The organism is Actinoplanes sp. NPDC048988, assembly GCF_043197815.1.
GTDB lineage: Bacteria > Actinomycetota > Actinomycetes > Mycobacteriales > Micromonosporaceae > Actinoplanes.
On record NZ_JBICTW010000003.1, the window covers coordinates 261,479 to 284,559 of the forward strand.

The window sequence follows — 23,081 nt, forward strand, 5'->3', positions numbered from 1 at the left end:
CAGGGATGATGCTCCGCACGCTCATCGGCCAGGTGCTCCGGCGCACACGCATGGCACAGGGAAAGACCCTCCGCGAGGTGTCCGAACTGGCCGGGGTGTCGATCGGGCACCTGTCCGAGGTCGAGCGGGGCCGCAAGGAGCCGTCCTCGGAACTGCTCGACGCGATCTGCCGCGCCCTCGGCCTGACGCTGTTCGACCTGCTGCTGGCCGTGCTGCGCGAGGCCCAGCCGCAGCCGCGGCGCGCCGACCTGCGCCAGGGCCGTTTCGACCTGGCCGACCGCGCCCCGCGCCCCCAGGCGCCCACCCGCCGCGGCGACTTCCGCCTCGCGGCCTGAGCTCAGTCGTCCAGCCGACCGGACGCCGCCACCAGCACACCCGCCACCAGCACACCCGCCACCATGACGATGATCGGCCCGGCCATCGGCGAACCCCTTCCGTGCCCGCAGCGTACCGCCGCCGGCGGACCACGGCGAGGCCCCGACCACCCGGCCGGAACATCATCGCCTCGATCGCACGCGCGTCAGTTGAAGAGGCGGAGGGCCGCGTCGCGGGCCAGCAGGAAACCGACGATGCCGACGACCCAGGCCAGGGCGTTGCTGCGGGCCAGGCGGTCGCCGACGCGGGTCAGCAGCGGGGTCAGGCGGTCGCCGGCGGCCAGGCGCGCGCCGAGCAGGGCGAGAGCCGGGAGGATCATGACCAGGCAGTACCCGGCCATGACCGCCGCGATGGTGGCGGGCCCCAGGTCGGCCCCGGTGAGCAGGCCGATCGCGGCCAGGTAGGGCAGCATCGTGGTGAGCTCGGCGGCGGCCGCGGCCAGCGCCAGCCCGGCCAGCCCGGAGGTGCTGCCGTCGCTCAGCGCGCGTTCCCGCCACCGGACCAGCCGGCCCCCGCCGCCGGAACCGGTGCTGGGGCGGCGGTCGAGGCGGAAGCTCCAGAAGAACAGGCCCACGCCGAGGATCAGCTGGATCCATGACACGGGGCGGGTGTCGAGCAGGCGGGTTATCTGTGGGAGTAAGGCGTCCGCGCCCAGCGCCACGGCCAGGCCTACCGCGAAGTAGAAGGCCGCCACCGTGCCGAGGAAGACCAGGATGCGGGTGGGCCGGACCGGGCCGGGGTGCATGAGCAGCCAGATCGGGATGAGCAGGGTGCCGAAGCTGGTGGAGTCGATCAGGGCGAGAACGGCCAGCGAGCCGAGGAGCGCGAGGTCCATGGCGAAACCCTCGCGCGGCTCGCTCGCGGGCGCGTCGGCCGAAGGGTGTGCGCGCGCGTACAACTTTGGTCGGACGCCGTGGGGGCGCGCGGCGTGATGGGATAGGCCGGTGCGGACGGCGATCATGCGGCGGTGGCGGGCCAGCCCGTCGTTCCAGGACAGGGTGACCGCGGTCTCGACGTTCGCCGGTGGGCTGGCGCTCAACCTGCTCGGGCTGACCGATGTCTGGGTCGATACCGGCATCGACCGGCTCGAGGGCGCGCCGGCCTGGTGGCACACGGTTCCGCTGGTCGTGGGCTGCGCCGCCATGCTCGGCAAGCGCCGCCACCCACTGCCCGCCCTGGCCGCCGGGGTGGTGGCCACCCTGGCCGATCTGGCGCTGGGCGGCAGCATCGCGATGGTTCTCGTCCTGTTCGATCTGATCTTCTCGGTGGGGCAGTTCGCGTCGGACCGGGCCCGCCGGGCCGTCACCACAGCGGTCTTCGTGGTCATCGGCACCGCCGGCGTGGTCGGGGGCCTGGCCGCGGGCCAGGTTCGCGTCGCCGTGTTCATCGCCCTTCAGCTGACCACGCTTCTGTTCGTGCCGTTGTGGTGGTCGGCCAATGTCCGCCAGCAGCGCCGCCTGGGTGAGCTGGCCGCCCAGGAGGCCGTGCTGGCCGAACGCGCGGCGATGGCCCGAGACCTGCACGACGTGATCGCCGCCCACCTGTCGACGACGGCTCTGCACTCGGGCGCCGCCCTGGCCGCCCCGCCGGACACCACCCGCGACCGGGCCGCCCTGCAGGCGGTCCGGACCAGCAGCCTGGCCGCCCTCGAGGAGATGCGCTCCATGATCATGCTGTTGCGGGACGCTCCGCTGGCCGACGCGACGGTGCCGGGCGGCCTGGATCGTTTGCCCACCCTGGTCGAGGCGGCCGAGGCCGACGGTCTGCGGGTGACCGCCCATCTGCCCGAGATCACCGGCGTTCCGGTGATCGTCGCCCACACCGTCTACCGCATCGTCAACGAGGCCCTGACGAACGCCCGCAAACACGCTCCCGGTTCGGACGTACGCCTGAGCGTGCGCCGGACAGCCGGCGAGGTGACCGTGACGGTGACGAACAGCCTGACCCAGGCGCCCCCACTGCCCCACCAGGCGCTGAGCGCCGGCACCGGCCTGCCGTCCATGCGCGAGCGGGCGGCCCTGCTGGGCGGTTCGGTGGCGGCCGGCCCGGACGGGTCCGGCTGGCGGGTCCACGCCACCCTGCCGGCGGGAGCGATCCGGTGATCCGCGTCCTGCTGGCCGACGACCACGCGGCGATCCGGGCCGGGCTGCGGCTCATCCTCGAGCAGGCGCCCGACATCGAGGTGGTGGGCGAGGCCGCCGACGGCGCGGTCGCCCTGCGCCAGGCCGGCGCCCTGCGGCCCGACGTCGTCCTGATGGACATCCGCATGCCGGGCACCGACGGGATCAGCGCCACCCGGGCCATCACCTCGGCCGGCCTGGCCGACGTGCTGATCCTGACGACCTTCGACCTGGACGAGTACGTGTTCGGCGCCCTCCGCGCCGGGGCGGCCGGCTTCCTGCTCAAGTCGGTCGAGCCGGCCGACCTGGTCACCGCCGTCCGCCACGTCGCGGCCGGCGACGGCGTGATCGCCCCGTCGCTGACCCGCCGCCTGCTGGCCACGTTCGCCACCGACCGGCCCGGCCCGCCACCGGCGCCCGCCGCCCTCGGCGACCTGACCGCCCGGGAACGCGAGATCCTGGCCGCCCTCGGCCGCGGCCTGTCCAACGCCGACCTGGCCGCCGAGCTGTCCATCACCGAGGCCACCGCGAAAACCCACGTCTCCCGCGTCCTGGCCAAGCTCGGCTGCGCGTCCCGGGTCCAGGCCGCCATCCTCGCCAAGGAGAACGGACTGGCATAGCCCGGGCGGGTCAGCGGCGCGGCTCCCAGCGGAACAGGCGGGTGGCCAGGGCGATCGCGACGACGACCCAGGCCAGGGTGGGCGCCAGCAGGATCGGCGGGGCGCTGCCGTTCCAGGCGCCGGCGACCAGTTCGGTGGCCGCGCCGCCGGGCAGCAGCCGCTTGAGCAGGGTCAGCTGTTCGGTGCCGCTGATGCCGACCCAGCTGGCCACCGCGATCACGCCGAGGCTGACCGGCAGCGTGGTCACCTGGGCGTGTTCGGGCGAGTTGGTCAGCCCGGCCGTGGCCAGGCCCAGCCCGGCCATCATGGCCAGGGTGGCCACGACACCCACGCCGACGAGCACGGCGTTGCCGGGCGTGCCGGTGACCGCGCCCAGCACGGTCAGGATGACCGCCACCTGGATCAGGGCCAGGGCGGTCACCGGCAGGAGCAGGCCGGCGATGATGTCCGCGTCGCCGGCCGCCGTCGAGCGCAGGCGCTTGAGGAAGAGGTTCTGCCGGCGCGAGGCCAGCGTGGTGACCGCCGACGTGTACAGGCCGAAGGCGCCCACGGTGAACATGACGATCGCCGCGATGTAGCCCAGGCCGCCGATGGCCGCGAACGTCTCGTGCTGGTAGATGAAGTACGCGCTGACCACCGCCGGCATGATGAGGCTGGTGACCAGCACGAGCCGGTTCCGGAAGATCTGGATGAGCTCGCTGAGCGCGATGGAGAGCATGACGGGTGGCTCCTTTCAGCCGGCGATGGCGCGGAAGACGTCGTCCAGGCCGGTCGCACCGGCCCGCAGGTCGCCCAGCTCGACACCGTGGTCCTGCGCCCAGCCGAGCAGCAGGTGCAGGTCTTTCTGCAGGGTGAAGGTCTCGACGGCATACGCGCCGGAAGCGTCCCGGGACGCGTGAAGCGGCAGCGTGGGTGTGCCGGCGGGCAGCGTGAAGTGGATGACCGAGGGCAGCGTGCGGGTCAGCTCGGCCACCGTGCCCTCGCGGTGGAAGGTGCCCTCGTGCATCAGCCCGATCCGGTCGGCCCGCTCCTGCGCTTCTTCGAGGTAGTGGGTGGTGAGCACGACGGTCGTCCCGCGTTCGCGCAGCCGGTCGACCGCCGCCCACAGGTCGTCGCGGGACTGGATGTCGAGGCCGGTGGTCGGCTCGTCCAGGAAGATCAGCTCGGGTGTCCCCCAGATCGCGGTGGCGAAGTCGAGCCGCCGCTTCTCGCCGCCGGACAGCTGCGCCACCTTGGTGCCGGCCTTGCGGGTCAGGCCCACCACGTCCAGGACCCGGCCCGCGTCGTCCGGGCGCCTGGTCAGCGCCCCGATCAGCCGTACCGACTCGCGGACCGTGAGGTCCGGGGAGAATCCGCTCTCCTGCAGCATGATCCCCATCCGGGGCCGCACCGCCGGCCGGTCGTCCGGGGCGGCCCCGAACACCCGTACGGCGCCGGAAGTGGCCTTTCGATGCCCCTCCACCGTCTCCAGGGTCGAGGTCTTCCCGGCGCCGTTGGTGCCGAGCAGGGCGTAGAGTTCGCCGGCCGCCACATGGAAGGACAGGTCCTTCACGGCGTGGAAGTCGCCGTATCGGACGTTGAGCCGTTCGACTTCGATGACGGGCGTTGTGGTCATGCGTCGATGCAACCGCGATCGCGCCGCCGCGTTCAGTGCCGCCACGTCACGGCCCGATGTGACGTGGTGTCACTGTCCGGCCCTCGATCAAGGCTGAATACTTGGTGGCGTGACCGCGAGACCGTTGCGCATCAGCGTGTCGACGCAGGGCCGTCTGCGCCGGCTCAACCTGATCACCGCGTTCCCGCCGTTGATCCTGGCGGCGGTGATCATCGTCGGCGCCGACACGCACGCCTGGTGGCACCCGGTGGTGCTGGCGCCGGGGGTGGTGGTGGCGCTGGTCGCGGTCGAGCGCTGGACGGCCAACGACCTGTCCCGGGTGTTCGTCCCGTGCCTGGTCGTCGCGGCCGTGGTGTGGCCGGTGGGTGTCCTGATCGGTGGGCCGAACGCGTATTGGGGGGTGTGTGTGGTGGCTTCGCTGGCGATTCCCCGGCTGGCCCACCGTGTGATGGCGGGCGCCGCCACGCTCGCCTTCCTGGCCGTGGTGGGCGCCGTCCGGCTCCTGGCCGACCCCAGCGCCGGGGCGGCCCGATGGGTTCTCGTGCCCGTCGGCGTCACCGGGCTCGCCATCGTCTTCAGCGTCGCCGGTGAGCGGTTCTACGACGTCGTCCAGGAGCTCGAGCAGTCGCGCACACGGGAGGCCGAGCTGGCCGTCGCCCGCGAGCGGGCGCGGTTCGCCGGCGAGCTGCACGACATCCAGGGGCATACGCTGCATGTGGTGAAGCTCAAGACCGCCCTCGCGGCCAAGCTCGTGCACAGCGATCCCACACGGGCCGAAGAGGAGTTGCGGGAGATCCAAGGGCTGGTCGGCGACACCATCAAACAGACGAAGGAATTGGCGTACGCGCAACGGCGGCTCAACCTCAACGCGGAGCTGGAGAACGCGAAGAACCTGTTCGAGGCGGCCGGCATCGCCGTGCGCATCACCCGCTCGGCCGACGCCGGCGCCACCTCGAGCGAGATGCTCGGGCAGGTGCTGCGCGAGACGACCACCAACATCCTGCGGCACGCGCAGGCCACCCGCGTGCGGATCACGCTGACCGCGGCCGGTATCTCGGTGGTCAACGACGGCGCCCGCGGCGACGCGCTCCCGGAGCTGCACGGGCTGTCGGCGCTGCGCCGGCGGGTGGCCGACGACGGCGGCGAGCTGACGGTCGCCCAGAAGGACGGGGAGTTCGTGACGCAGGCGGCGTTCAGATCATGACCAGCGTGGTCCTGGCCGACGACGAGGCCCTGCTGCGCAAGGCGCTGGCCGCCCTGCTGCCGCTGGAGGGCGACATCACGGTGCTGGCCGAGGCGTTCGACGGGGCGTCGGCGATCGAGGCGACGTTGAAGCATCAGCCCGACGTGCTCGTGATCGACCTGGAGATGCCGGGGGTGGACGGACTCGGCGCCGTGGCCGAGATCCGCCGGGCCCGGCCCGGCCAGGTGATCCTGATGCTGACCCGGCACGCCCGTCCCGGCGTACTCCGGAAGGCTTTGAAGCTCGGCGTGCGGGGCTTCGTCAGCAAGTCGGCCGAGCCGGCGCACATCACCTCGGTCATCGCCACCCTGCACGAGGGCAAGCGGTGGATCGACCCGGACGTGTCCGCGGTGGCCGTGATGGACGACTGCCCGCTGACCGACCGCGAGCTCGACGTGCTGCGCGTGACCGGCGAGGGCTACTCGGTCGCCGACATCGCGGCCCGGCTCCACCTCGCCCAGGGAACCGTGCGCAACTACCTGTCGAACGCGATGCAGAAGACCCAGACGTCGACCCGGCACGAGGCCGCCCGCTACGCCCGCGAGCACGACTGGCTGTAATTCGGATGCTTCGCGCGGCGCCGGAAGGCAGACTTCCGGCGTGCACTCGGCGATCACCGTCACCCCCGCTCAGCTGCCCGGCCTGCTGCTTCACGTGGCGGTCGTGCGGCCCGTCTTCGTGTGGGGCGCGCCCGGGATCGGCAAGAGCTCGCTGGTGCGCGCGTTCGCGGCGTCCCTCGGGCTCGACTGCGTCACCCTGGTCGGCACCCAGCTGGCGGCCGAGGACCTGATCGGCGTCCCGGAGCTCAAGGACGGGCGCAGCCGCTTCGCGCCGCCCGCGATGATCGCCCGCGACGAGCCGTACTGCCTGTTCCTCGACGAGCTCAACGCGTCCGGCCCGGACGTGCAGAAGGCGTTCTACTCGCTGATCCTCGACCGGCGCATCGGCGACTACGAGCTGCCGGCCGGGTCGATCGTGATCGGCGCCGGCAACCGGTCGAGCGACCAGGCCCTGGCCCGGCCGATGGCCTCGGCGCTGGTCAACCGGCTCGTCCACGTGCACCTGCGGGCCTCGCACGCGGACTGGAGCGCGTGGGCGCGGGAGGCCGGCCTGCACCCGTGGGTGACCGACTACCTGGCCGAGCGCCCCGACCACCTGTGGTCGGCGCCGCCCAAGACCGAGGAGACCTTCTCGACGCCGCGCAGCTGGCACATGCTCTCCGACGCCCTGAAGTCCTACGGCGACGGCGCCGACGAGGAGGTCGTACGGCTGCTGGCCGCCGGCACGCTCAGCCCGGCCCACGCGACCGCGTTCGGCGGGTACGTGAAGATCGTGCGGCACCGGTACGGACTCGACGCGATCCTGCGCGGCGACGCCGGCTGGCCGGCCCACCCCACCGACCGCGACCTGCTGTACTTCCTGGCCGAGACGTTCCGGGCGCGACTGGTCAAGGAGCTGCCGGCCGACAAGGACCGGGCGCCGGCGAGCGTGCGCCACTTCGCCCACCGGGCCAAGGCGATGCTGGTCGAGCTGGCCGAGCTGTCGCTCGAGTGCGGGCGCCTGGTCATCGCGGCCGGCGAGGACGGCGCGCCGGTACTGCCGGCCTGGTTCCTGGTCGAGGTGAGCCGCGACCTGCCCCGCCTGGTCGCGGCCCGCACCTGAGCGGCGGTCGCGTGAGCCGCAAGAAGGCCGTCGAGCCCGATCCGAACACGGCCGCCTTTCTCGCCGCGTGGAAGGCGCTCGCCCGGCATCCGATGTTCGCGCCCCTCGCCGACGGGTGGCCGCTGGCCAGCGCCTCGGCCAAGCTGGTCGACGAGCCCGGCATCGGGTACGCCGTGGTCGGCCCGGGCGGCCACATCCGCGCCAACCGCGCCCGCAAGCTCGACGAGGACGGCTGGACCTGGGTGCTCGCCCACTGCCTGCTGCATCTGGGCTTCGGGCATCACGCGCGCGAGTGGGACGACGTGGCCTGCCTCGTGGTGACCCGCTTCCAGCGCTCGCTGAAACTGGGCCGCGAACCGGTCGTCCTGCCCGACACGCTGCCCGCGGCCGACGAGGACCAGCTGCGCCGCAACGGCCTGGCCCCCGAGTTCGCCGGCTGCGGCGCCGGGGCGCCCGATCTGTCGTACGAGCCGCTGGGCCGCCACCAGGACGACCCGCGGTGGCCCGAGCGGTTCGCCCTCGGCCTGTCCGCCGCCGCCACCGCCGCGGTCGACGTGGCCGGCGGCGCCCGGCCGGGATCCCGCCGCTCGCCGTGGCGGCGCGCGCTGAGCTGGTTCATCGGCTCGTACCCGCTGCTCGGGGCCGTCGCGGCCCGGTTCGAGCTGGTCGCCGACGCGGCCCTCGCCCGCGACTGGGACATCTCGATCGCCGCGGTGTCGCCCGAGGCCGGCGAGATCTACGTGAACCCGCTGCGGCAGCTCGGCGAGGACGAGTGGCGTTTCGTGCTCGCCCACGAGATGCTGCACGCCGCCCTGCGCCACGGCGACCGGGCGGGCTGGCGCGACGCGTACCTCTGGAACGTCGCCTGTGACTACGTGATCAACGGCTGGCTGGTCGAGATGGCCGTCGGCACGCTTCCGGACGGCACTCTGTACGACCCTCAGTTCGCCGGCCTGTCCGCCGAGGACGTCTACGACCGGATCGCCGGCGATCTGCGCCGCGTGCGCAAGCTGGCCACGCTGCGCGGCGCCGGCCGGGGCGACATCCTGGGCGATCCCGGCCGGCGCCCCCGGGCGGTCGACCTCGACGAGTACTGCCGGCGCGCGCTGCTCAGCGGCTACGCGTACCACCTGAGCAGCGGCCGGGGCGTGCTCCCGGCGGGCCTGATGGCCGAGATCCGGGTGCTGGAGCAGCCGCCGCTGCCGTGGGACGTGCGGCTGGCCCGCTGGTTCGACGAGTACGTGCCGTTGCCGGAGTGGCAGCGCACGTACAGCCGGCCGTCACGCCGTCAGGCGTCCACACCGGACATTCCGCGCCCGGGCCGTCATCTGCCGCTCGAAGCCGTCCGCAAGTGCACCTTCGGCGTCGTGGTCGACACGTCCGGCTCGATGAACCACGAGCTGATGGGCAAGGCGCTGGGGGCGATCGCCTCGTACGCCACCGCCCGGGACGTGCCCGCCGCGCGGGTGGTGTTCTGCGACGCGGCCGCGTACGACGCCGGTTATCTGCCGGTCGAGGACATCGCCGGGCGGGTACGGGTGCGCGGGCGCGGCGGCACCGTCCTTCAGCCCGCGATCGACCTGCTGGAACGGGCCGAGGACTTCCCGGCGACCGGCCCGATCCTGGTCATCACCGACGGCTGGTGCGACGTTCTCCGCGTACGCCGTCCGCACGCCTATCTGATGCCGGTCGGCGCCCGTCTGCCCTTCACGCCGAAGGGCGAGGTCTTCGCCCTCACTCCTTGAGGTTCGCCGGGTCGAGGGTGGTCTCCTCGTGCCGGACGTTGCGGTTGTAGAGGTACGTGACCAGCCACAGGAGCACGCCGATGACCAGCAGGATGCCGGCCACGCGGTAGTCGGCGCCGGCCCGGCCGGACAGCGGGCTGGCCAGGTACGCGCAGGTGATGGCGCCGATCACCGGGATGACCGTCGGCGCCTTGAAGTGCTCGTGGTCGACGTGGTCGCGGCGCAGCACCAGCACGGCGATGTTGACGACCGTGAAGACACAGAGCAGCAGCAGCGACGTCGTCCCGCCCAGGGCGGCCAGATCGGCGAACCAGATGAGGCCGAAGGCGATCACCGTGGTGAAGACGATTCCCACCCAGGGGGTACGCCTCGTCCGGTGCACCCGCCCGAGGATCCGCGGCAGCACGCGCTCGTTCGCCATTCCGTACAGCAATCGACTGGCCATCAGCATGTTGATCAGAGCCGAGTTGGCCACCGCGAACATCGTGATGAAGGCGAAGATCCACAGCGGGAACCCGGACGCGCCCGCCTGCACGACCTTGAGCAGCGGCGCGTCGCCCTCGCCGAGCTCCTCCGGCGCGACCAGCGCCACCGACGAGATGGAGACCAGGATGTAGATGACGCCGGTGACGCACAGGCCGGTGAGCATGACCTTCGGGAAGATCCGGACCGGGTCCTTGGTCTCCTCGGCCATGTTCACCGAGTCCTCGAAGCCGACCATGGCGAAGAAGGCGAGCGCGGTGGCCGCGGTGACCGAGAAGAAGGCGCTCTCCCCCTCGGCCGGCGTGAAGTCGGTCAGCCGGGACAGGTCGCCGTCGCCGCCGCCGAGCGCCCAGGCGCCGATCCCGATGACGATGAGCAGCCCGGAGAGCTCCACGCAGGTCAGCAGCACGTTGAGTTTGACGCTCTCGCCGACGCCCCGGAAGTTGATCAGGCCGACCAGCACGATGAAGCCGAGCGCGACGGCGGTCAGCGCCGCGCCCTCGGACCAGGACAGGTCGAACGCCTCGACGAAGTTCGAGGCGAACGCCTTCGACGCGCTGGACGCGCTCGTGAGCCCCGAGCACATCACGGCGAAGGTGACGATGAACGTCAGGAAATGGATGCCGAACGCCTTGTGCGTGTACAGCGCCGCGCCGGCCGCCCGCGGATATTTCGTCACGAGTTCGAGGTAGCTGAACGCGGTGAGCACCGCGACGATGAACGCGACGAGGAACGGCAGCCACACCGCCCCGCCGACCTCGGACGCGACCCGCCCGGTGAGCGCGTAGACGCCGGTACCGAGGATGTCACCGACCACGAAGAGCAGAAGAAGGCCGGGCCCCATGACCCGCTTGAGGGAGGGCTGTTCCGTCGTTACCGCATCCGCCATCCACCGAGCGTCATACATCTCGCACGTTCTGTCGAGTCGTGACTATCGACGCGTCGCGATTGTTGGGTAGCGTCGGGCCATGCGCATCGTGGTAGCCGCGAAACCCGAAGCCGACACTCCCTGGGTCGCCGACGCCGTGATCGGCCTGGCCAAGCAGACCGGCGCCACGGTGGCCGTGGTCGCGGCGGACGAGGTCGAGCTGGAACGCCTGGCCGCCGTGCCCCGAAGCGTGTTCGCCGACAAGGCCTACCAGTCCGCGTCGGCGATGGCCGCCCGCCTGGCCGAGGCCGGCATCGAGGCCAGCGTGACGGTGGTGCCGGGCCGCCCGGTCCCGGCCGTCCTCGAGTTCGCCGATCAGCAACAGGCCGACCTGATCGTCGCCGGCTCGAGCAGCCGCCCCACGGTGGCCGAGCGCCTGCTCGGCAGCGTCCCCCTCGACCTGATCAAACGCTCGTCCCGCCCGGTCCTGCTGGTCACCCACCCCCAGCATCAGCCCTGAGGACGGCGGTCAGGAGCGGAAGAGGTTGCGGGGTACCGGGCGGGCCGGTACCCCGGTTCGGGGAGCGGCGTCCGGCTTGCGGGGGTTGCCGTGCAGCGACGAGGCCGGGTTGTCGGAGGTCCAGCGGCGGCCCGGCTGAGCGGCCGACGACGCGGAGCGGCGCTGGCGGCGCGGCTTGGGGACCACTTCGACGCGCGGCTCGAGGTGCGGCTCGAGGTGCGGGTTGAGCTGTTCGGCCGAGGACACCACGACGACGCCGGCCAGGCCCTCGTCGAGCATGCGGGCGGCCGCGGCCCAGTCGCCCTGGATCAGGCCGACCACGTTGTACCGGCGGGCGGCGCAGTGCTCGAGACAACGGCTCGCGCTCACGCCGTAGTTCTCCGGTCGCACGTATATCACCGCGTTCACCACTGACCGACCCCTTCGTCTCCCCGCACCCCTCGAGCGAGATCCACTCAATCGCGCCGGTCACGTTCTGCATATCGTCTGTTATGGATAGGTGACCGGACTGATCCACCCGCATCGACCGCGATCGGTCCCAACCGCACCGGCCGGACGGGCAAATTCGCGGTTTACTATTGCCTTCAAGCATCTATCCCGGAAGACTGCCCCGCCCCGCTTCCGGGCCCCTCGGACGGCCCTCCGAGGGGCTGTCGGGTTCCCGACTCGAGGGTCTGCTTGATCTCGGCGAGGCCCCGCTCCACGACCCCGCGCACGACCGCGGCCATCGCGTGCGGCAGCACATCGGTCACCCAGACCAGCCGCCCGCGGCCCTCCTCGTCGAACACCTGGAACGACGCGTGGTGATAGGTCAGCGGCATCCGCTGGCCGTCGGCCACCGCGTACGCCAGTCGCCTCAGACCGTGGTCCACCGCCACGATCACCTCACGCACCTGCCAACCGTCCGGCATGGTCAGGATCCGCGCGTCGCCCTCGATCCGCGCGTCTCGCACCCGCCCCGGCAGCAGCCGCCGGTGAACCGCCCCGACATCGGCCACGGCCTCCCACACCTGTTCGGGCGGCAGATCGACAACCACTTCCGCACGCACTGTCGCCATCCAGCTCCGGCCCTCCGCGTCGAACGTCCACCGGCCGTCGGAGCCCACCGCGACAGCGCCGTCGACCACCGCGATCACGCACGCCGGACTCCCGATACCCGCGGCCCATCGTTCCACCGCGCCATGGCGCCCTCCAAGCCCGCGGCCGCTTGGCGAGGAGGTCGATCAGCGGCCGGTGGATGATCGCGCGGCGGATGCCGGCGAGGGCTTTACGCGAAGCGGTAGCGGGTCTGGGAGTAGGGCTCGCCCTTGCCGAAGGCCAGCACCTTGGCCGGGATGACGGCGAAGACCAGGGCCTCGTTGCCCTCGTCGCCGGTGAACGCGCCGTCGGCCGGGTGGAGGTCCCAGTTGTGGCGGGATTTCCAGAGGGCGGCCAAGGTGGTCGGACGATCGGGGTCGGTCACCCGGGTCGCCGTGCCCTCGACCACCACGTCGAGGCCCGCGTCGGCGTCGGCGGTGCCCGTCGTGATGGCGCAGTTCGGGTTGCGCTACAGGTTTTTCGCCTTCTGTTCGCCGGCTCCGGGGCAGAAGTGGAGGGCGCCCGCGTCCCAGACTGTGGGTAGTGGTGTCACATGTGGACGGCCGTCGGGACGTACCGACACCTCGGTTCACGGGCGCGCGGTGGCGCCCGGGGAGCTGAACTGGGGGTGGAGCCCGGCGACCGGCTGCTGGCTCAAGACGCGCATGGTAACCGCCGGTGCCGCGGGAGGGCGGTGGTCTCGGCAACGACCCGGCCCGTCCACCCGCGGCACGCTCGAGGGCCGGCGGGCGATGCCAAATCTACGCCGCCGAACGCGGTGGAACCAGGATGCCCGCCCCGTGTTACAAACAGCGCCATGACCTTCTCGATCGTTGCCCGCTCGGCCGACGGCACGGCCCTCGGCGTGGCCGTGGCCAGCAAGTTCCTCGGGGTGGGGGCGGCCGTGCCGGCCGCGCTGGCCGACGTGGGCGCGGTGGCCACCCAGTCGTACGCCAATCTGGCCTACCGGCCGCAGGCCCTGGCCCTGATGGGCACGGGCGTAGGCGCGGCCGACACCGTCAAGGCCCTGATCGCCGGCGACGCCGGACCGGTCGCGCACCGGCAGGTCGGCGTGGTCGGGCCGGACGGGCCGGGCGCGACCTTCACCGGCGACCAGTGCCATCCGTGGGCGGGTGGCGCGGCCGGCGACGGCTACGCGATCCAGGGCAACATGCTCGCCGGTCCGCAGGTGGTGGCCGGCATCGAAGCGACGTGGCTCGACGCGGCCGGGGAGAAGTTCCAGTACCGCCTGCTGCACGCGCTCAAGGCGGGCGACGACGCCGGGGGTGACCGGCGCGGACGGCAGAGCGCCGCCCTGTACGTCGTGGCCAAGGGCATGGGCTACGGCGGCACCAGCGACGTCCTCGTCGACCTGCGGGTCGACGACCACCCGGATCCGGTCGGCGAGCTGGCCCGGCTGCTCGAGCTGCACACGCTGTACTTCGAGCGGCCCGACCCGGCCACGCTGATCCCGCTGACCGGTGCGGTCGCGGACGAGGTGCGGGCGCTGCTCACGAAGGCCGGCTACGACGACCTGGACAGCTGGGCGGGGGTCGAGAACCTGGAGGAACGCCTGGTCGAGGGCAGCATCGACCCGCTGGTGCTGGAGATCCTACGAAAAGGATAGGGCGGGTACGGTGCACAGCGCCGCCAGCGAACCGGCGAGCGCGGCCGGATCGGCGTTGGCGGCCAGGTGGCGTACGGCCGAAGGGTCCAGGGGCGGCACCGACACGTGGGAGATCAGCGGGTGGTCGGTCCGCCGGTCCTCCTCGCCCGCGCCGAACAGCACCTCGCCCATCTTCTCGCCCGGGCGCAGCCCGGTGTACACGATGTCGACCGGCGCCGGGGCCAGCTCGACCATCTGCCGGGCCACGTCGGCGATGCGCACCGGCTCGCCCATCTGGAGCACCAGCGCCTCGCCGCCGTGCCCGATCGCGGCGGCCTGGATGACCAGGTGCACCGCCTCCTGGATGGTCATGAAGTAGCGGGTCACGTCGGGGTGGGTGACGGTGATCGGGCCGCCGTCGGCGATCTGCGCGGTGAACCGGTCGAACACCGAGCCGCGGCTGCCGAGCACGTTGCCGAACCGGACGCTGAGGAACGTCCCGGGCCGGTGGGCCGCGGTGTGCGCGGTGAGCCGTTCGGTGATCCGCTTGGAGTATCCGAGGACGCTCGACGGGTCGGCCGCCTTGTCGGTCGAGATGTTGACGAAGCGCTCGACCGACGACGCCGCCTCCAGCACGGCCAGGGTGCCCCAGATGTTGGTCTTCACCGCCTCGCCCGGGTAGCGCTCGAGCAGCGGCAGGTGTTTGAGCGCGGCCGCGTGGAAGACCACCTCCGGCCGCCGGTCCCGGAAGATCGCCCGGATCCGGTCGACGTCACGCAGCGAAGCCAGGATCACCGCCGGGTCACTGAGCGTGGCCCGCGGGTCGAGGGAGAGCTGCACGGCCTGCAGGGCGCTCTCGTCGCGGTCGAGCATCATCAGCTCGGCCGGGGAGAACCGGTTGATCTGCCGGCACAGCTCGGAACCGATCGACCCGCCGGCCCCGGTCACCAGCACCCGTTTGCCGGTCAGGTAGCCGGCGATGGCGTCCAGGTCGGTCTCGATCTGCACCCGGCCCAGCAGGTCGGTCACCCGCACCTCGCGCAGGTCGCGGACGCCGATCTCGTGGTCCAGCAGTTCGCTCATGGCCGGCACGACCAGGAAGCGGACGCCGGCGGCGTCGGCCAGGGCGCGGATCTCCCGGACGAGCGGGGCGCCGGCGTTCGAGACGGCGAAGACCACCGTGGTGGCCCCGGTGCGCGCGACCGCCGAGGCCAGGGCGGTGCGATCGCCCAGGACGGGCACCCCCGCCACCCGCGTGCGCCGTTTGCGGGGGTCGTCGTCGAGGACGCCGACCGGCACGTACCGGCTCCGGGGGTCGAAGTGCATGCTGTGCAGCAGGTCGCGGGCCGCGGCGCCGCCGCCGAACAGCAGGGCCCGGGTCTTGAGGCCGGCGGACGGCCGGGACCGCCATCGCTCGTACCGCGTGGCGAGCATGTAGAGCAGATTCTCCCCGCCGGTCACAGAAGCACCCTAAGGCGGCAGGAGGGGACGCCGCGCAAGTTTCTGATAATGCTTCGCGTTAACGACCGGCAATTTAGATTCACAAGAGTGGAACTGCGTGACTACCTCCGGGTAGCGAGACGGCAGTGGTGGGTGGTCGCACTCACCGTTGTCGCCGCCATGGGGATAGCGACGCTGTACACGGCCCACACCACGCCCTTGTACGCGTCGGCCGCGCAGTATTTCGTCGCCACCGCCAACGCGGAGGGTTCCAGCGCACTCGAGGGGTCGATGTTCGCCACGAACCGGTTGAAGACGTACGAGGCGGTTCTCAAAGGGGAACGCCTCGCGAAGCTGATCGCCGCCAACGACGACCTGAGCCTGACCCCGGCGCAGATCCAGGACCGCATCTCGGTCGTCACCGATTCGGCCACCGTATTGATCGATGTGACTGTCGAGGACGCCGTTCCGGAACGCGCGCAGGCGGTCGCCGAGGAATTGGCCGTGCAGTTCCCGGCGCTCGTGAAGCAGCTCGAACTGCCCGACAACGGCAAGACCGCGGCGGCCACGATCGAGACGATGGTGCCGCCGAAGCTCGGCGAGAACCCGGTCGTGCCGCGCCCCATGCACAACCTCGCCCTGGGTGTCGCCATGGGCCTGCTGATCGGCACCGCCCTCGGCGTGGTCCGCGAGATCGCCGACAGTTCCGTGCGGGAGCCCGGCCAGCTGCGGGAGCTGGCCGGGGCGCCCGTGCTGGCCTGCATCCCGGTCGACCGCAAGGCGGCCCGGCGCCGCGGCGGCGGCCCGTTCCTGTCCGACCGTGACTCCAGGCGGGCCGAGGCGCTGCGCCAGCTGCGCACCTCGGTGCAGTACGCGAACCGGGACCGGCCGGTGAAGACGCTGGCCGTCACCAGCGCGATGCCCGGCGAGGGCCGCTCGTCCACCGCGTGCGGGCTGGCCATCTTGTTCGCCGAGGCCGGTCAGCAGGTGCTGATCGTCGACGCCGAGCTGCGCCGCCCACGGCTGGCCGCCTTCCTGGGCCGGGAGGGCTCGGCCGGGCTGACCACGGTGCTGGTCGGGGCGGCCTCGCTCGACCAGGTGCTCCAGCCGTGGGGTACGGGGCTGTGGCTGCTCTCCAGCGGCCACCCGCCGCCCAACCCGAGCGAGCTGCTCGGCTCGCAGCGCATGGGCGACCTGCTGGACGAGCTGCGCGCCCGCTTCGACCTGGTCATCCTCGACTCGCCCCCGCTGCTGCCGGTGGCCGACGGGGCGGTCGTCGCGGCCCGTACGGACGGGGCTCTTCTCCTCGTCCGGTCCCGCAAGACCACGAGCGCTCAGGTCACCGGCGCCGTGCGCGCGCTCAAGCAGGTCGACGCGCGCCTGCTCGGCTGCGTCTTCACCATGGTCAAGTCCCGGCAGGCCTGCTATGCAGCCTAGGCCGACGGAAAAGCCCGGCCGTCTTCAGACCGAGGCCGAGCAGCGGGTTCCGCAGCGGATCGCCGAGGTGTTCGCGAACAGCCCGGACGACCTGCCGACCCGGCTCGCCACCATGGCCCGCTACGCGCGCCGGGCCCAGGTCACCCGCTTCGCCGCCCTGTACGAGCTGTTCAAGCTGGCCCTGCCGGTCAAGGGCTCGATCGTCGAGTGCGGCGTCTTCCGCGGCGCCAGCTTCATGACCTTCGCCCAGCTCAGCGCGGCCCTGGAGCCGACCAACCTGACCCGGCGGCTGTACGGGTTCGACTCGTTCGGCGGGTTCCCGTCGGTCTCGGCCGACGACCGCCCCGACCAGACCGGCGCCCGCACCGGCGACCTGGCCGCCGACAGCTACGACGAACTGTCGAAACTGCTGGAGATCTACGACACCGACCGCTTCCTCGGGCATCTGCCCAAGGCCCGGCTGATCCGCGGCGACGTCACCGAGACCATCCCCGCCTTCGTCGCCGACAACCAGCATCTGATGGTCAGCCTGCTCTTCCTCGACCTCGACCTGTACGAGCCCACCCGCACCGCGCTGCGGCACTTCCTGCCCCGCATGCCCAGGGGCGCGGTCCTCGCCTTCGATGAGCTCGACAACCCCTTGTGGCCCGGCGAGACGAAGGCGGCCCTGGACGAGGTGGGCCTGAACCGCCTGGAGGTGCGGCGGTTCGACTTCGACCCGTACATCGGATACGCGGTCCTATGACGAGCAGCGACCTCGCCCGCGCCGTCCGCCAGCACGTGCTCCGGATGACCAACTCGGGCCGCAGCTCCCACGTCGGCTCGGCGCTGTCCTGCGCCGACCTGCTGGCCGTGCTCTACGCCGAGATCCTCGACCTCGACCCGGCCCATCCCGACAAGCCCGACCGGGACCGGTTCATCATGAGCAAGGGCCACGCCGGGGCCGCCCTCTACGCCGTCCTGGCCGAGAGCGGATTCTTCGACACCCGGCTGCTGGCCCAGCACTACCGCAACGGCTCGTTCCTGTCCGGGCACGTCAGCCACGTCGGCATTCCCGGCGTCGAGTTCTCCACCGGCTCGCTCGGGCACGGGCTCCCGGTCGGCGCCGGCCTCGCCTGGCAGGCGCGGCGCACGGACCGGACCTGGTTGACGTACGTCCTGCTGGGCGACGGCGAATGCGACGAGGGCAGTGTCTGGGAGTCGGCCATGTTCGCCGCCCACCACCGGCTCACGAACCTGGTCGCGATCGTCGACTGGAACGGGCTGCAGTCCATGGCCACCACCGAGCAGACCCTGGCGCTGGAACCGTTCGCCGAGAAGTGGCGCTCGTTCGGCTGGGAGGTGGCCGAGATCGACGGGCACGACCACGGCCAGATCCGCCAGGCCGTCCGGCCGGGGCGGGAGCGGCCGAAGGTGGTGCTGGCCCGTACGGTCAAGGGCAAGGGTGTCTCCTTCATGGAGAACCAGGTGCTCTGGCACTACCGGCCGCCGGACGACGCCGAGCTGGCCGGCGCGATGAGCGAGGTGGCGCCGTGAGGAGCCGCTTCTTCGACGAGCTGCTGACCGCGGCCGAGGCCGACCCGAACATCGTCTTCGTCACCGGCGACATCGGCTTCGGCGTGGTCGACGAGCTTCAGCGGACCTGCCCGGGACAGTTCGTCAACGCCGGCGTGGCCGAGCAGAACATGACCGGCCTGGCCGCCGGAATGGCGCTGGCCGGGGCGCGCGTGTTCACGTACTCCATCGCGAATTTCCCGACCCTGCGCTGCCTCGAGCAGATCCGCAACGACATCGCCTACCACCACGCCGACGTCATCGTGGTGGCTGTCGGCGGCGGGCTGTCCTACGGGGCGCTCGGCATGTCGCACCACGCGACGGAGGACCTGGCCATCATGCGGGCCGTCCCGGGGCTGGCCGTGGCCGCGCCGGGCGACGCCGCCGAGACCAGCGCCGTGATGGCCGACCTGGTGGCGAACGGCGGACCGGCGTACCTGCGCCTGGGCAAGGCGGGCGAGCCGATGGTGCACCGCGGGCCGATCCAGCTCTGCCGCGGCGAGTCGATCGCGCTGCGCACCGGCGGCGACATCGCCCTGTTCAGCACGGGCGCCATCCTCGAGTCGGCGCTGCGGGCGGCCGACCTGCTGGCCCAGGCCGGCGTTCGGGCCGACGTGCGCTCGTTTCCGTGGATCGACCCGCTGGACCTGGTGGCCATCCACGACGCCGCCCACCGGTACCCGACGATCGTCACGGTCGAGGAGCACTCGGTCATCGGCGGGCTGGGCAGCGCGGTCGCCGAGATCCTGGCCGAGATGCCGCAGTCGGCGTCGCTGATCCGGGTGGCGCTGCCGCCCCGCTTCTCGTCCCTCGTCGGCGACCAGGACTACCTGCGCGGGGCGCACGGCCTCGACCCCGCCTCGATCACCCACCGGGTGCTGGAACAGATGGAGGTCAACCGTGGACTGGCGAGTCAGGTTCGTTGACTACCCCGAGCAGTGGCGCCGTCAGCGCGACGGCCTGCTGCCGGTCATCGAGGACACGATCGCGCGCGGCGACCTCATGCTGCGGCAGCAGTTGCACGACTTCGAGGAGCACCTGGCGTCGTTCAACGGCTCGGACCGGGCGGTCGGGGTGAGCAACTGCACCGACGGGTTGCGGTTGCTGGCGCACGCGCTCGACATCGGGCCGGGCGACGAGATCGTCACGGTGGCGCACACGTTCGTGGCCACGATGTCGCCGTTCGTGCTGCGCGGGGCCAAGCCGGTGCTGGTCGACATCGGCGACGACCACCTGATGGACACGTCCCAACTGGCTCAGGCGGTCACCGAGAAGACCCGCGTGATCATTCCGGTGCACCTCAACGGCCGCACGGTCGACATGGCGGCCGTCCAGAAGGCGGCCGGCGAGGTGGGGGCGGTGGTGATCGAGGACGCGGCGCAGGCCCTGGGCGCGTCCCTCGACGGGCGCACGTCGGGCACCTTCGGGTGGGCCAGCACGTACTCCTTCTACCCGGCGAAGATGCTGGGGGCGATGGGCGACGCGGGCGCGGTGCTGACCGACGACCAGGCCCTCGCCGACCGGCTGCTGGCGCTGCGCGACCACGGGCGGGTGGCCAAGGCGGAACTCGACGGGTGGGGCTACAACTGCCGCCTCGACAACCTCCAGGCGGCGATCCTGGACTGGCGGCTGGCCCACATGCCGCAGTGGATCACCCGGCGCCGCGAGATCGCGCGGATCTACACCTCGCTGCTGCGGGAGGTGCCGGAGATCGGCATCCCGGTCGGGCCGGACGACGACCCGCGCCGCAACGACGTCTACCAGAACTACCCGATCACGTCCGACGCGCGGGACCGCCTCGTGGCGCACCTGCGCGACGACGGGATCGAGACGCTGATCTCCTGGCCGATCCCGCTGCACAAGCAGAAGGGCCTCGGCCTCGACCACTGGCACCTGCCCCGGACCGAGAAGCTGTGCGACCAGGTGCTGTCCCTGCCGATGCAGGTCGAGCTCACCGACGATCAGGTCTCCTTCGTCGCGGAGAGCGTTCGAAGGTTCTTCGGCCGATGAACGCGCCCTTCGTCAGCGTCGTCGTCCCCTGCTGGAACGAACGGGACTTCATCGAGAGTTTCCTGGCGTCGGTGGAGCGGTTCGACTACCCCGCTGATCGGCGGGAGCTGCTGGTGGTCGACGGCATGAGCAGCGACGGAACCCGAGATGTCCTACTAGATAACGACAAGCTGGTCTTGATCGACAATCCCGGCCGCAGCAAGCCGGTGGCGCTCAATCTCGGCATCCGCGCGGCCAAAGGCGAGATCATCGTCCGCCTCGACGTCCACGCCGACTACCCGCCCGACTACCTGTCGAAATGCGTCCAGGGCCTGCTGGATCATCCGGACGCCGACAACGTGGGTGGCGTCCGGCGCTCCGAGGCCCGCGACGACAGCCTGATCGGCCGGGCCATCGCCCTGTCCACGACCAACGCGTTCGGCGCCGGCAACACGAAGTACCGCATCGGCGCCTCCGAACCGCAGTGGGTCGACACGGTCTTCGGCGGCTGCTACCGGCGCGAGGTCTTCGACCACATCGGCTACTTCGACGAGGCCCTGACCCGCGCCCAGGACCGCGAGCTCAACCAGCGCCTGCGCGCCTCCGGCGGCAAGATCCTGCTGCTGCCCGACATCACCTGCACGTACTACGCCCGCAGCGACTACCGCGAGTTCTGCTCGTGGATGTTCGAGGGCGGCTACTGGCCGTTCCGGGCCAGCCGCGCCGTCGGCCGCTGGATCGGCGCCTGGCGCAACGTCGTCCCGCTCGGCTTCGTGCTCGCCGCCTCCGGCGGCCTCGCCCTCTCCCCCTTCTCCCGCACGGTCCGGCGTCTCACCCTCGCTCTACTGGGTACGTACGGAGCGGCCGCCCTGTACTCGGGGGCGCGCGTGGCCCGCGAACAGCACGACCCGCGCCTGCTGGTCGTCATGCCGATCGTCTTCGCCACCACCCACGTCGTCTACGGCGCCGGCTCCGTGTGGGGCATCCTCGATCCGGCCGGGCGGCGGCCCTCATGACCGAGTTCCTGTACTACCGCGGGCGGGTGGCGCTGCACGCGATCCTGCGCGGCCTCGGCGTCGGGCCCGGCGACGAGGTGATCGTGCAGGCCTACACCTGCGCCGCCGTGATCGAGCCCCTGCAGAGGCTTCAAGCGGTTCCGGTGTACGTCGACATCGACCGCACCACGTACACGATGGACCTCTCCCGGTTGGCCGCGGCTGTCACCGGCCGCACCCGGGCCATCGTCGTGCAGCACACCTTCGGCACCCCGGTCGACCTGGACCGGGTGCTGAAGATCGCCGGGAACGTGCCGGTCGTGGAGGACTGCGCGCACATCACCGAGCCGGCCGAGCGCGGCCCGGTCGGGCGGACCGGGGTGGCCGCCTTCTACTCGTACGAGTGGGGCAAGCCGGTCATCGCCGGGGTCGGCGGCAAGGCGGTCGTCAACGACGAGCGGCTGGCCGCCACGATGCGCGAGCAGTACACCGCGTACACACCCCCGCCGTCACGCCGCGAAGCCGTGATGACCGCGCAGTTCCTGGCGCATCAGGTGGCGACCGAACTCGGTGTGACCTGGCGGCTGCGCGCCCTGTACCGGCGGTTGTCGCGGCTCGGCCTGGTCGTCGGCTCCTACGCGGCCGACGTGGCGGCCAGCCCCGAGTACGAGTGGCGGATGACCCGATCGGTCCGGCGGCGCCTGCCCCGCCGTACGGCCCGGGCCCGCAAGCAGCTCACCCGCCGGGCCACCGTCGCCGCCCGGTACCGGGCGGGCGTCACCCGTCTCGGCTTCGACGTGCCCACGCCGGTCACGCCACCCCTGCGGGTGCCGGTGGCCGTGCCCGACAAGCGCGGCCTGCTCGACGAGGCGGCCCGCCGGCGCCTCGAGGTGGGCGACTGGTTCACCACGCCGGTCCATCCGCTGACCGGCGCCGACCTGGAGGCCGCCGGATACCGGCCCGGATCGTGCCCGAACGCGGAATGGGCGGCCGAGCACGTGGTGAGCTTCCCGGTCCGCGCCGACATCAGCCCGCACGACGTGGAGCGCGGCCTCGACCTGCTGGACTCGCCGGACGCCGGGGAGGGTCCGCGCATCCTGTCCGGCCCGTTCACCGACGCCCAGATCCGGGCCGTGGCCGAGATGCACGCCACGGAGGTGGCCCACGGTTTCCTGTCGTCGCTGGGCGTTCCGGCGCTCGAAGTGCTCTACCGGCACGTCGCCGACAGCCGGCACTGCGCCCTGTTCCTGGCCGTCGACGGCGGCCGCCCGGTCGGCTACATCTGCGGCAGCCTCGACACCGCGGCGCTGGTCCGCGAGTTCATCCGCCGGCGCTGGTGGGTGGCCGCCCCGGCCCTGCTGCCCCGGCTGCTGCGCCCCGGCCGGATCTTCCGGGCCATCGAGACCCTGCGCTACGCCCAGGCCGGCGACGACCTGCCCCGGGCCGAGGTCATCAACTTCGTGGTCCGCCCGCCGGTGCGCGGCGCCGGCCTGGCCCAGGACCTGTTCGAGCGGCTGATGGACTGGTTCTCCGAGCACGGCGAGACAGCGGTCAAGATGGTCACCGGCGAGCAGCAGCGCCGCGCGCACGGCTTCTACCGCAAGGTCGGCGCCGAGCTGCGCGGCCACACCTCCATCCACAGCGGCGCCGCCTCGCGCGTCTACCTCTACCGCACGGCGTTACGCCAGCAAAACCCGCAAACCACCCCTTAGTGGTACGCCGCGCCGATACG

Annotated in this window: 24 protein-coding genes; 16 read left to right on the forward strand and 8 right to left on the reverse strand. The window is 72.0% G+C overall.

Features of this window, described 5'->3' with window-relative positions; translation table 11 throughout:
- The first annotated feature begins 5 nt into the window (after positions 1–5).
- Positions 6–335: a helix-turn-helix transcriptional regulator gene (locus tag ACGFJ7_RS12050; RefSeq protein WP_360248992.1), complete on the forward strand. Its 330-nt coding sequence runs from the start codon at positions 6–8 to the stop codon at positions 333–335.
- Positions 336–520: 185 nt separating this feature from the next.
- Here the strand turns inward: ACGFJ7_RS12050 and ACGFJ7_RS12055 are convergent, their stop codons facing one another.
- Positions 521–1,210 carry a GAP family protein gene (locus tag ACGFJ7_RS12055; RefSeq protein ID WP_360248989.1) on the reverse strand — a complete coding sequence of 230 codons (690 nt, stop codon included), beginning with the start codon at positions 1,208–1,210 and terminating at the stop codon, positions 521–523.
- A gap of 109 nt (positions 1,211–1,319) precedes the next feature.
- Between ACGFJ7_RS12055 and ACGFJ7_RS12060 the strand changes: the two genes are divergently transcribed.
- Complete coding sequence (locus ACGFJ7_RS12060; RefSeq protein ID WP_392642180.1) at positions 1,320–2,477, forward strand: sensor histidine kinase; 1,158 nt, start codon at positions 1,320–1,322, stop codon at positions 2,475–2,477.
- Complete coding sequence (locus ACGFJ7_RS12065; protein ID WP_392642181.1) at positions 2,474–3,115, forward strand: response regulator; 642 nt, start codon at positions 2,474–2,476, stop codon at positions 3,113–3,115. Before ACGFJ7_RS12060 ends, ACGFJ7_RS12065 begins: the two co-directional genes overlap by 4 nt.
- A gap of 10 nt (positions 3,116–3,125) precedes the next feature.
- On the opposite strand, the gene ACGFJ7_RS12070 is transcribed toward ACGFJ7_RS12065, so the two are convergent.
- Positions 3,126–3,833 carry an ABC transporter permease gene (locus ACGFJ7_RS12070; protein ID WP_360248979.1) on the reverse strand — a complete coding sequence of 236 codons (708 nt, stop codon included), beginning with the start codon at positions 3,831–3,833 and terminating at the stop codon, positions 3,126–3,128.
- A gap of 15 nt (positions 3,834–3,848) precedes the next feature.
- Positions 3,849–4,730, reverse strand: coding sequence for an ABC transporter ATP-binding protein (locus ACGFJ7_RS12075; RefSeq protein ID WP_360248976.1), 882 nt, complete (start codon positions 4,728–4,730; stop codon positions 3,849–3,851).
- Positions 4,731–4,839: 109 nt separating this feature from the next.
- Between ACGFJ7_RS12075 and ACGFJ7_RS12080 the strand changes: the two genes are divergently transcribed.
- The 4 genes from ACGFJ7_RS12080 to ACGFJ7_RS12095 are packed head-to-tail and all read left to right on the forward strand — an operon-like array spanning position 4,840 to position 9,380.
- The gene (locus ACGFJ7_RS12080; protein ID WP_360248973.1) at positions 4,840–5,934 is read left to right on the forward strand and encodes a histidine kinase; all 1,095 of its coding nucleotides are present in this window, start codon (positions 4,840–4,842) and stop codon (positions 5,932–5,934) included.
- Entirely contained in the window at positions 5,931–6,533 is a 603-nt protein-coding gene (locus ACGFJ7_RS12085) for a DNA-binding response regulator (RefSeq protein WP_392642182.1), read from the forward strand. The genes ACGFJ7_RS12080 and ACGFJ7_RS12085 overlap by 4 nt, the downstream gene beginning before the upstream one ends.
- A gap of 40 nt (positions 6,534–6,573) precedes the next feature.
- Positions 6,574–7,635, forward strand: coding sequence for a MoxR family ATPase (locus ACGFJ7_RS12090; protein ID WP_360248967.1), 1,062 nt, complete (start codon positions 6,574–6,576; stop codon positions 7,633–7,635).
- 11 nt (positions 7,636–7,646) lie between these two features.
- Positions 7,647–9,380 carry a hypothetical protein gene (locus ACGFJ7_RS12095; RefSeq protein WP_392642183.1) on the forward strand — a complete coding sequence of 578 codons (1,734 nt, stop codon included), beginning with the start codon at positions 7,647–7,649 and terminating at the stop codon, positions 9,378–9,380.
- On the opposite strand, the gene ACGFJ7_RS12100 is transcribed toward ACGFJ7_RS12095, so the two are convergent.
- The gene (locus ACGFJ7_RS12100; RefSeq protein WP_392642184.1) at positions 9,370–10,752 is read right to left on the reverse strand and encodes an APC family permease; all 1,383 of its coding nucleotides are present in this window, start codon (positions 10,750–10,752) and stop codon (positions 9,370–9,372) included. The two genes, ACGFJ7_RS12095 and ACGFJ7_RS12100, sit on opposite strands and share 11 nt — an antisense overlap.
- A gap of 79 nt (positions 10,753–10,831) precedes the next feature.
- On the opposite strand from ACGFJ7_RS12100, the gene ACGFJ7_RS12105 reads away from it, so the two are divergent.
- A complete protein-coding gene (locus ACGFJ7_RS12105) occupies positions 10,832–11,251 on the forward strand; it encodes a universal stress protein (protein WP_392642185.1) in 420 nt (139 codons plus the stop codon).
- 9 nt (positions 11,252–11,260) lie between these two features.
- Here the strand turns inward: ACGFJ7_RS12105 and ACGFJ7_RS12110 are convergent, their stop codons facing one another.
- From ACGFJ7_RS12110 to ACGFJ7_RS12120, 3 genes are all read right to left on the reverse strand, one after another.
- Complete coding sequence (locus tag ACGFJ7_RS12110) at positions 11,261–11,650, reverse strand: hypothetical protein (protein WP_392642186.1); 390 nt, start codon at positions 11,648–11,650, stop codon at positions 11,261–11,263.
- A 185-nt stretch (positions 11,651–11,835) separates the two neighbouring features.
- On the reverse strand, positions 11,836–12,387 hold the full coding sequence (locus ACGFJ7_RS12115) for an SRPBCC family protein (protein WP_392642187.1): 552 nt from the start codon (positions 12,385–12,387) through the stop codon (positions 11,836–11,838).
- 131 nt (positions 12,388–12,518) lie between these two features.
- The gene (locus tag ACGFJ7_RS12120) at positions 12,519–12,740 is read right to left on the reverse strand and encodes a hypothetical protein (RefSeq protein WP_392642188.1); all 222 of its coding nucleotides are present in this window, start codon (positions 12,738–12,740) and stop codon (positions 12,519–12,521) included.
- Positions 12,741–13,145: 405 nt separating this feature from the next.
- On the opposite strand from ACGFJ7_RS12120, the gene ACGFJ7_RS12125 reads away from it, so the two are divergent.
- Positions 13,146–13,955 (forward strand): DUF1028 domain-containing protein, encoded by an 810-nt coding sequence (locus tag ACGFJ7_RS12125; protein ID WP_360248946.1) that lies wholly within the window; start codon positions 13,146–13,148, stop codon positions 13,953–13,955.
- On the opposite strand, the gene ACGFJ7_RS12130 is transcribed toward ACGFJ7_RS12125, so the two are convergent.
- Positions 13,941–15,395, reverse strand: a complete 1,455-nt coding sequence (locus tag ACGFJ7_RS12130; protein WP_392642189.1) for a polysaccharide biosynthesis protein — start codon at positions 15,393–15,395, stop codon at positions 13,941–13,943. The two genes, ACGFJ7_RS12125 and ACGFJ7_RS12130, sit on opposite strands and share 15 nt — an antisense overlap.
- Positions 15,396–15,482: 87 nt before the next feature.
- Here ACGFJ7_RS12130 and ACGFJ7_RS12135 point away from each other — a divergent pair, with 87 nt between their 5' ends.
- Genes ACGFJ7_RS12135 through ACGFJ7_RS12165 form a run of 7 tightly spaced genes read left to right on the forward strand, consistent with a single transcriptional unit; the run spans position 15,483 to position 23,061 of the window.
- Positions 15,483–16,811, forward strand: coding sequence for a polysaccharide biosynthesis tyrosine autokinase (locus ACGFJ7_RS12135; protein ID WP_392642190.1), 1,329 nt, complete (start codon positions 15,483–15,485; stop codon positions 16,809–16,811).
- Positions 16,801–17,556 (forward strand): TylF/MycF/NovP-related O-methyltransferase, encoded by a 756-nt coding sequence (locus tag ACGFJ7_RS12140; RefSeq protein ID WP_360248939.1) that lies wholly within the window; start codon positions 16,801–16,803, stop codon positions 17,554–17,556. Before ACGFJ7_RS12135 ends, ACGFJ7_RS12140 begins: the two co-directional genes overlap by 11 nt.
- A complete protein-coding gene (locus ACGFJ7_RS12145) occupies positions 17,553–18,347 on the forward strand; it encodes a transketolase (protein WP_392642191.1) in 795 nt (264 codons plus the stop codon). The genes ACGFJ7_RS12140 and ACGFJ7_RS12145 overlap by 4 nt, the downstream gene beginning before the upstream one ends.
- The gene (locus ACGFJ7_RS12150) at positions 18,344–19,291 is read left to right on the forward strand and encodes a transketolase C-terminal domain-containing protein (RefSeq protein WP_360248933.1); all 948 of its coding nucleotides are present in this window, start codon (positions 18,344–18,346) and stop codon (positions 19,289–19,291) included. Before ACGFJ7_RS12145 ends, ACGFJ7_RS12150 begins: the two co-directional genes overlap by 4 nt.
- Positions 19,266–20,375 (forward strand): DegT/DnrJ/EryC1/StrS family aminotransferase, encoded by a 1,110-nt coding sequence (locus tag ACGFJ7_RS12155; RefSeq protein WP_360248930.1) that lies wholly within the window; start codon positions 19,266–19,268, stop codon positions 20,373–20,375. Before ACGFJ7_RS12150 ends, ACGFJ7_RS12155 begins: the two co-directional genes overlap by 26 nt.
- Positions 20,372–21,370: a glycosyltransferase family 2 protein gene (locus tag ACGFJ7_RS12160; protein WP_360248927.1), complete on the forward strand. Its 999-nt coding sequence runs from the start codon at positions 20,372–20,374 to the stop codon at positions 21,368–21,370. Before ACGFJ7_RS12155 ends, ACGFJ7_RS12160 begins: the two co-directional genes overlap by 4 nt.
- Complete coding sequence (locus tag ACGFJ7_RS12165; protein ID WP_392642192.1) at positions 21,367–23,061, forward strand: GNAT family N-acetyltransferase; 1,695 nt, start codon at positions 21,367–21,369, stop codon at positions 23,059–23,061. The genes ACGFJ7_RS12160 and ACGFJ7_RS12165 overlap by 4 nt, the downstream gene beginning before the upstream one ends.
- Positions 23,062–23,081: the final 20 nt, after the last annotated feature.

What these genes read in the sequence shown, in the direction of transcription:
- ACGFJ7_RS12050 (WP_360248992.1), top strand. Translation starts at nt 6, where the DNA reads ATGATGCTCCGCACGCTCATCGGCCAGGTGCTCCGGCGCACACGCATG.
- ACGFJ7_RS12055 (WP_360248989.1), bottom strand. Translation starts at nt 1,210, where the DNA reads ATGGACCTCGCGCTCCTCGGCTCGCTGGCCGTTCTCGCCCTGATCGAC.
- ACGFJ7_RS12070 (WP_360248979.1), bottom strand. Translation starts at nt 3,833, where the DNA reads ATGCTCTCCATCGCGCTCAGCGAGCTCATCCAGATCTTCCGGAACCGG.
- ACGFJ7_RS12075 (WP_360248976.1), bottom strand. Translation starts at nt 4,730, where the DNA reads ATGACCACAACGCCCGTCATCGAAGTCGAACGGCTCAACGTCCGATAC.
- ACGFJ7_RS12085 (WP_392642182.1), top strand. Translation starts at nt 5,931, where the DNA reads ATGACCAGCGTGGTCCTGGCCGACGACGAGGCCCTGCTGCGCAAGGCG.
- ACGFJ7_RS12100 (WP_392642184.1), bottom strand. Translation starts at nt 10,752, where the DNA reads ATGGCGGATGCGGTAACGACGGAACAGCCCTCCCTCAAGCGGGTCATG.
- ACGFJ7_RS12105 (WP_392642185.1), top strand. Translation starts at nt 10,832, where the DNA reads ATGCGCATCGTGGTAGCCGCGAAACCCGAAGCCGACACTCCCTGGGTC.
- ACGFJ7_RS12125 (WP_360248946.1), top strand. Translation starts at nt 13,146, where the DNA reads ATGACCTTCTCGATCGTTGCCCGCTCGGCCGACGGCACGGCCCTCGGC.
- ACGFJ7_RS12140 (WP_360248939.1), top strand. Translation starts at nt 16,801, where the DNA reads ATGCAGCCTAGGCCGACGGAAAAGCCCGGCCGTCTTCAGACCGAGGCC.
- ACGFJ7_RS12145 (WP_392642191.1), top strand. Translation starts at nt 17,553, where the DNA reads ATGACGAGCAGCGACCTCGCCCGCGCCGTCCGCCAGCACGTGCTCCGG.
- ACGFJ7_RS12160 (WP_360248927.1), top strand. Translation starts at nt 20,372, where the DNA reads ATGAACGCGCCCTTCGTCAGCGTCGTCGTCCCCTGCTGGAACGAACGG.
- ACGFJ7_RS12165 (WP_392642192.1), top strand. Translation starts at nt 21,367, where the DNA reads ATGACCGAGTTCCTGTACTACCGCGGGCGGGTGGCGCTGCACGCGATC.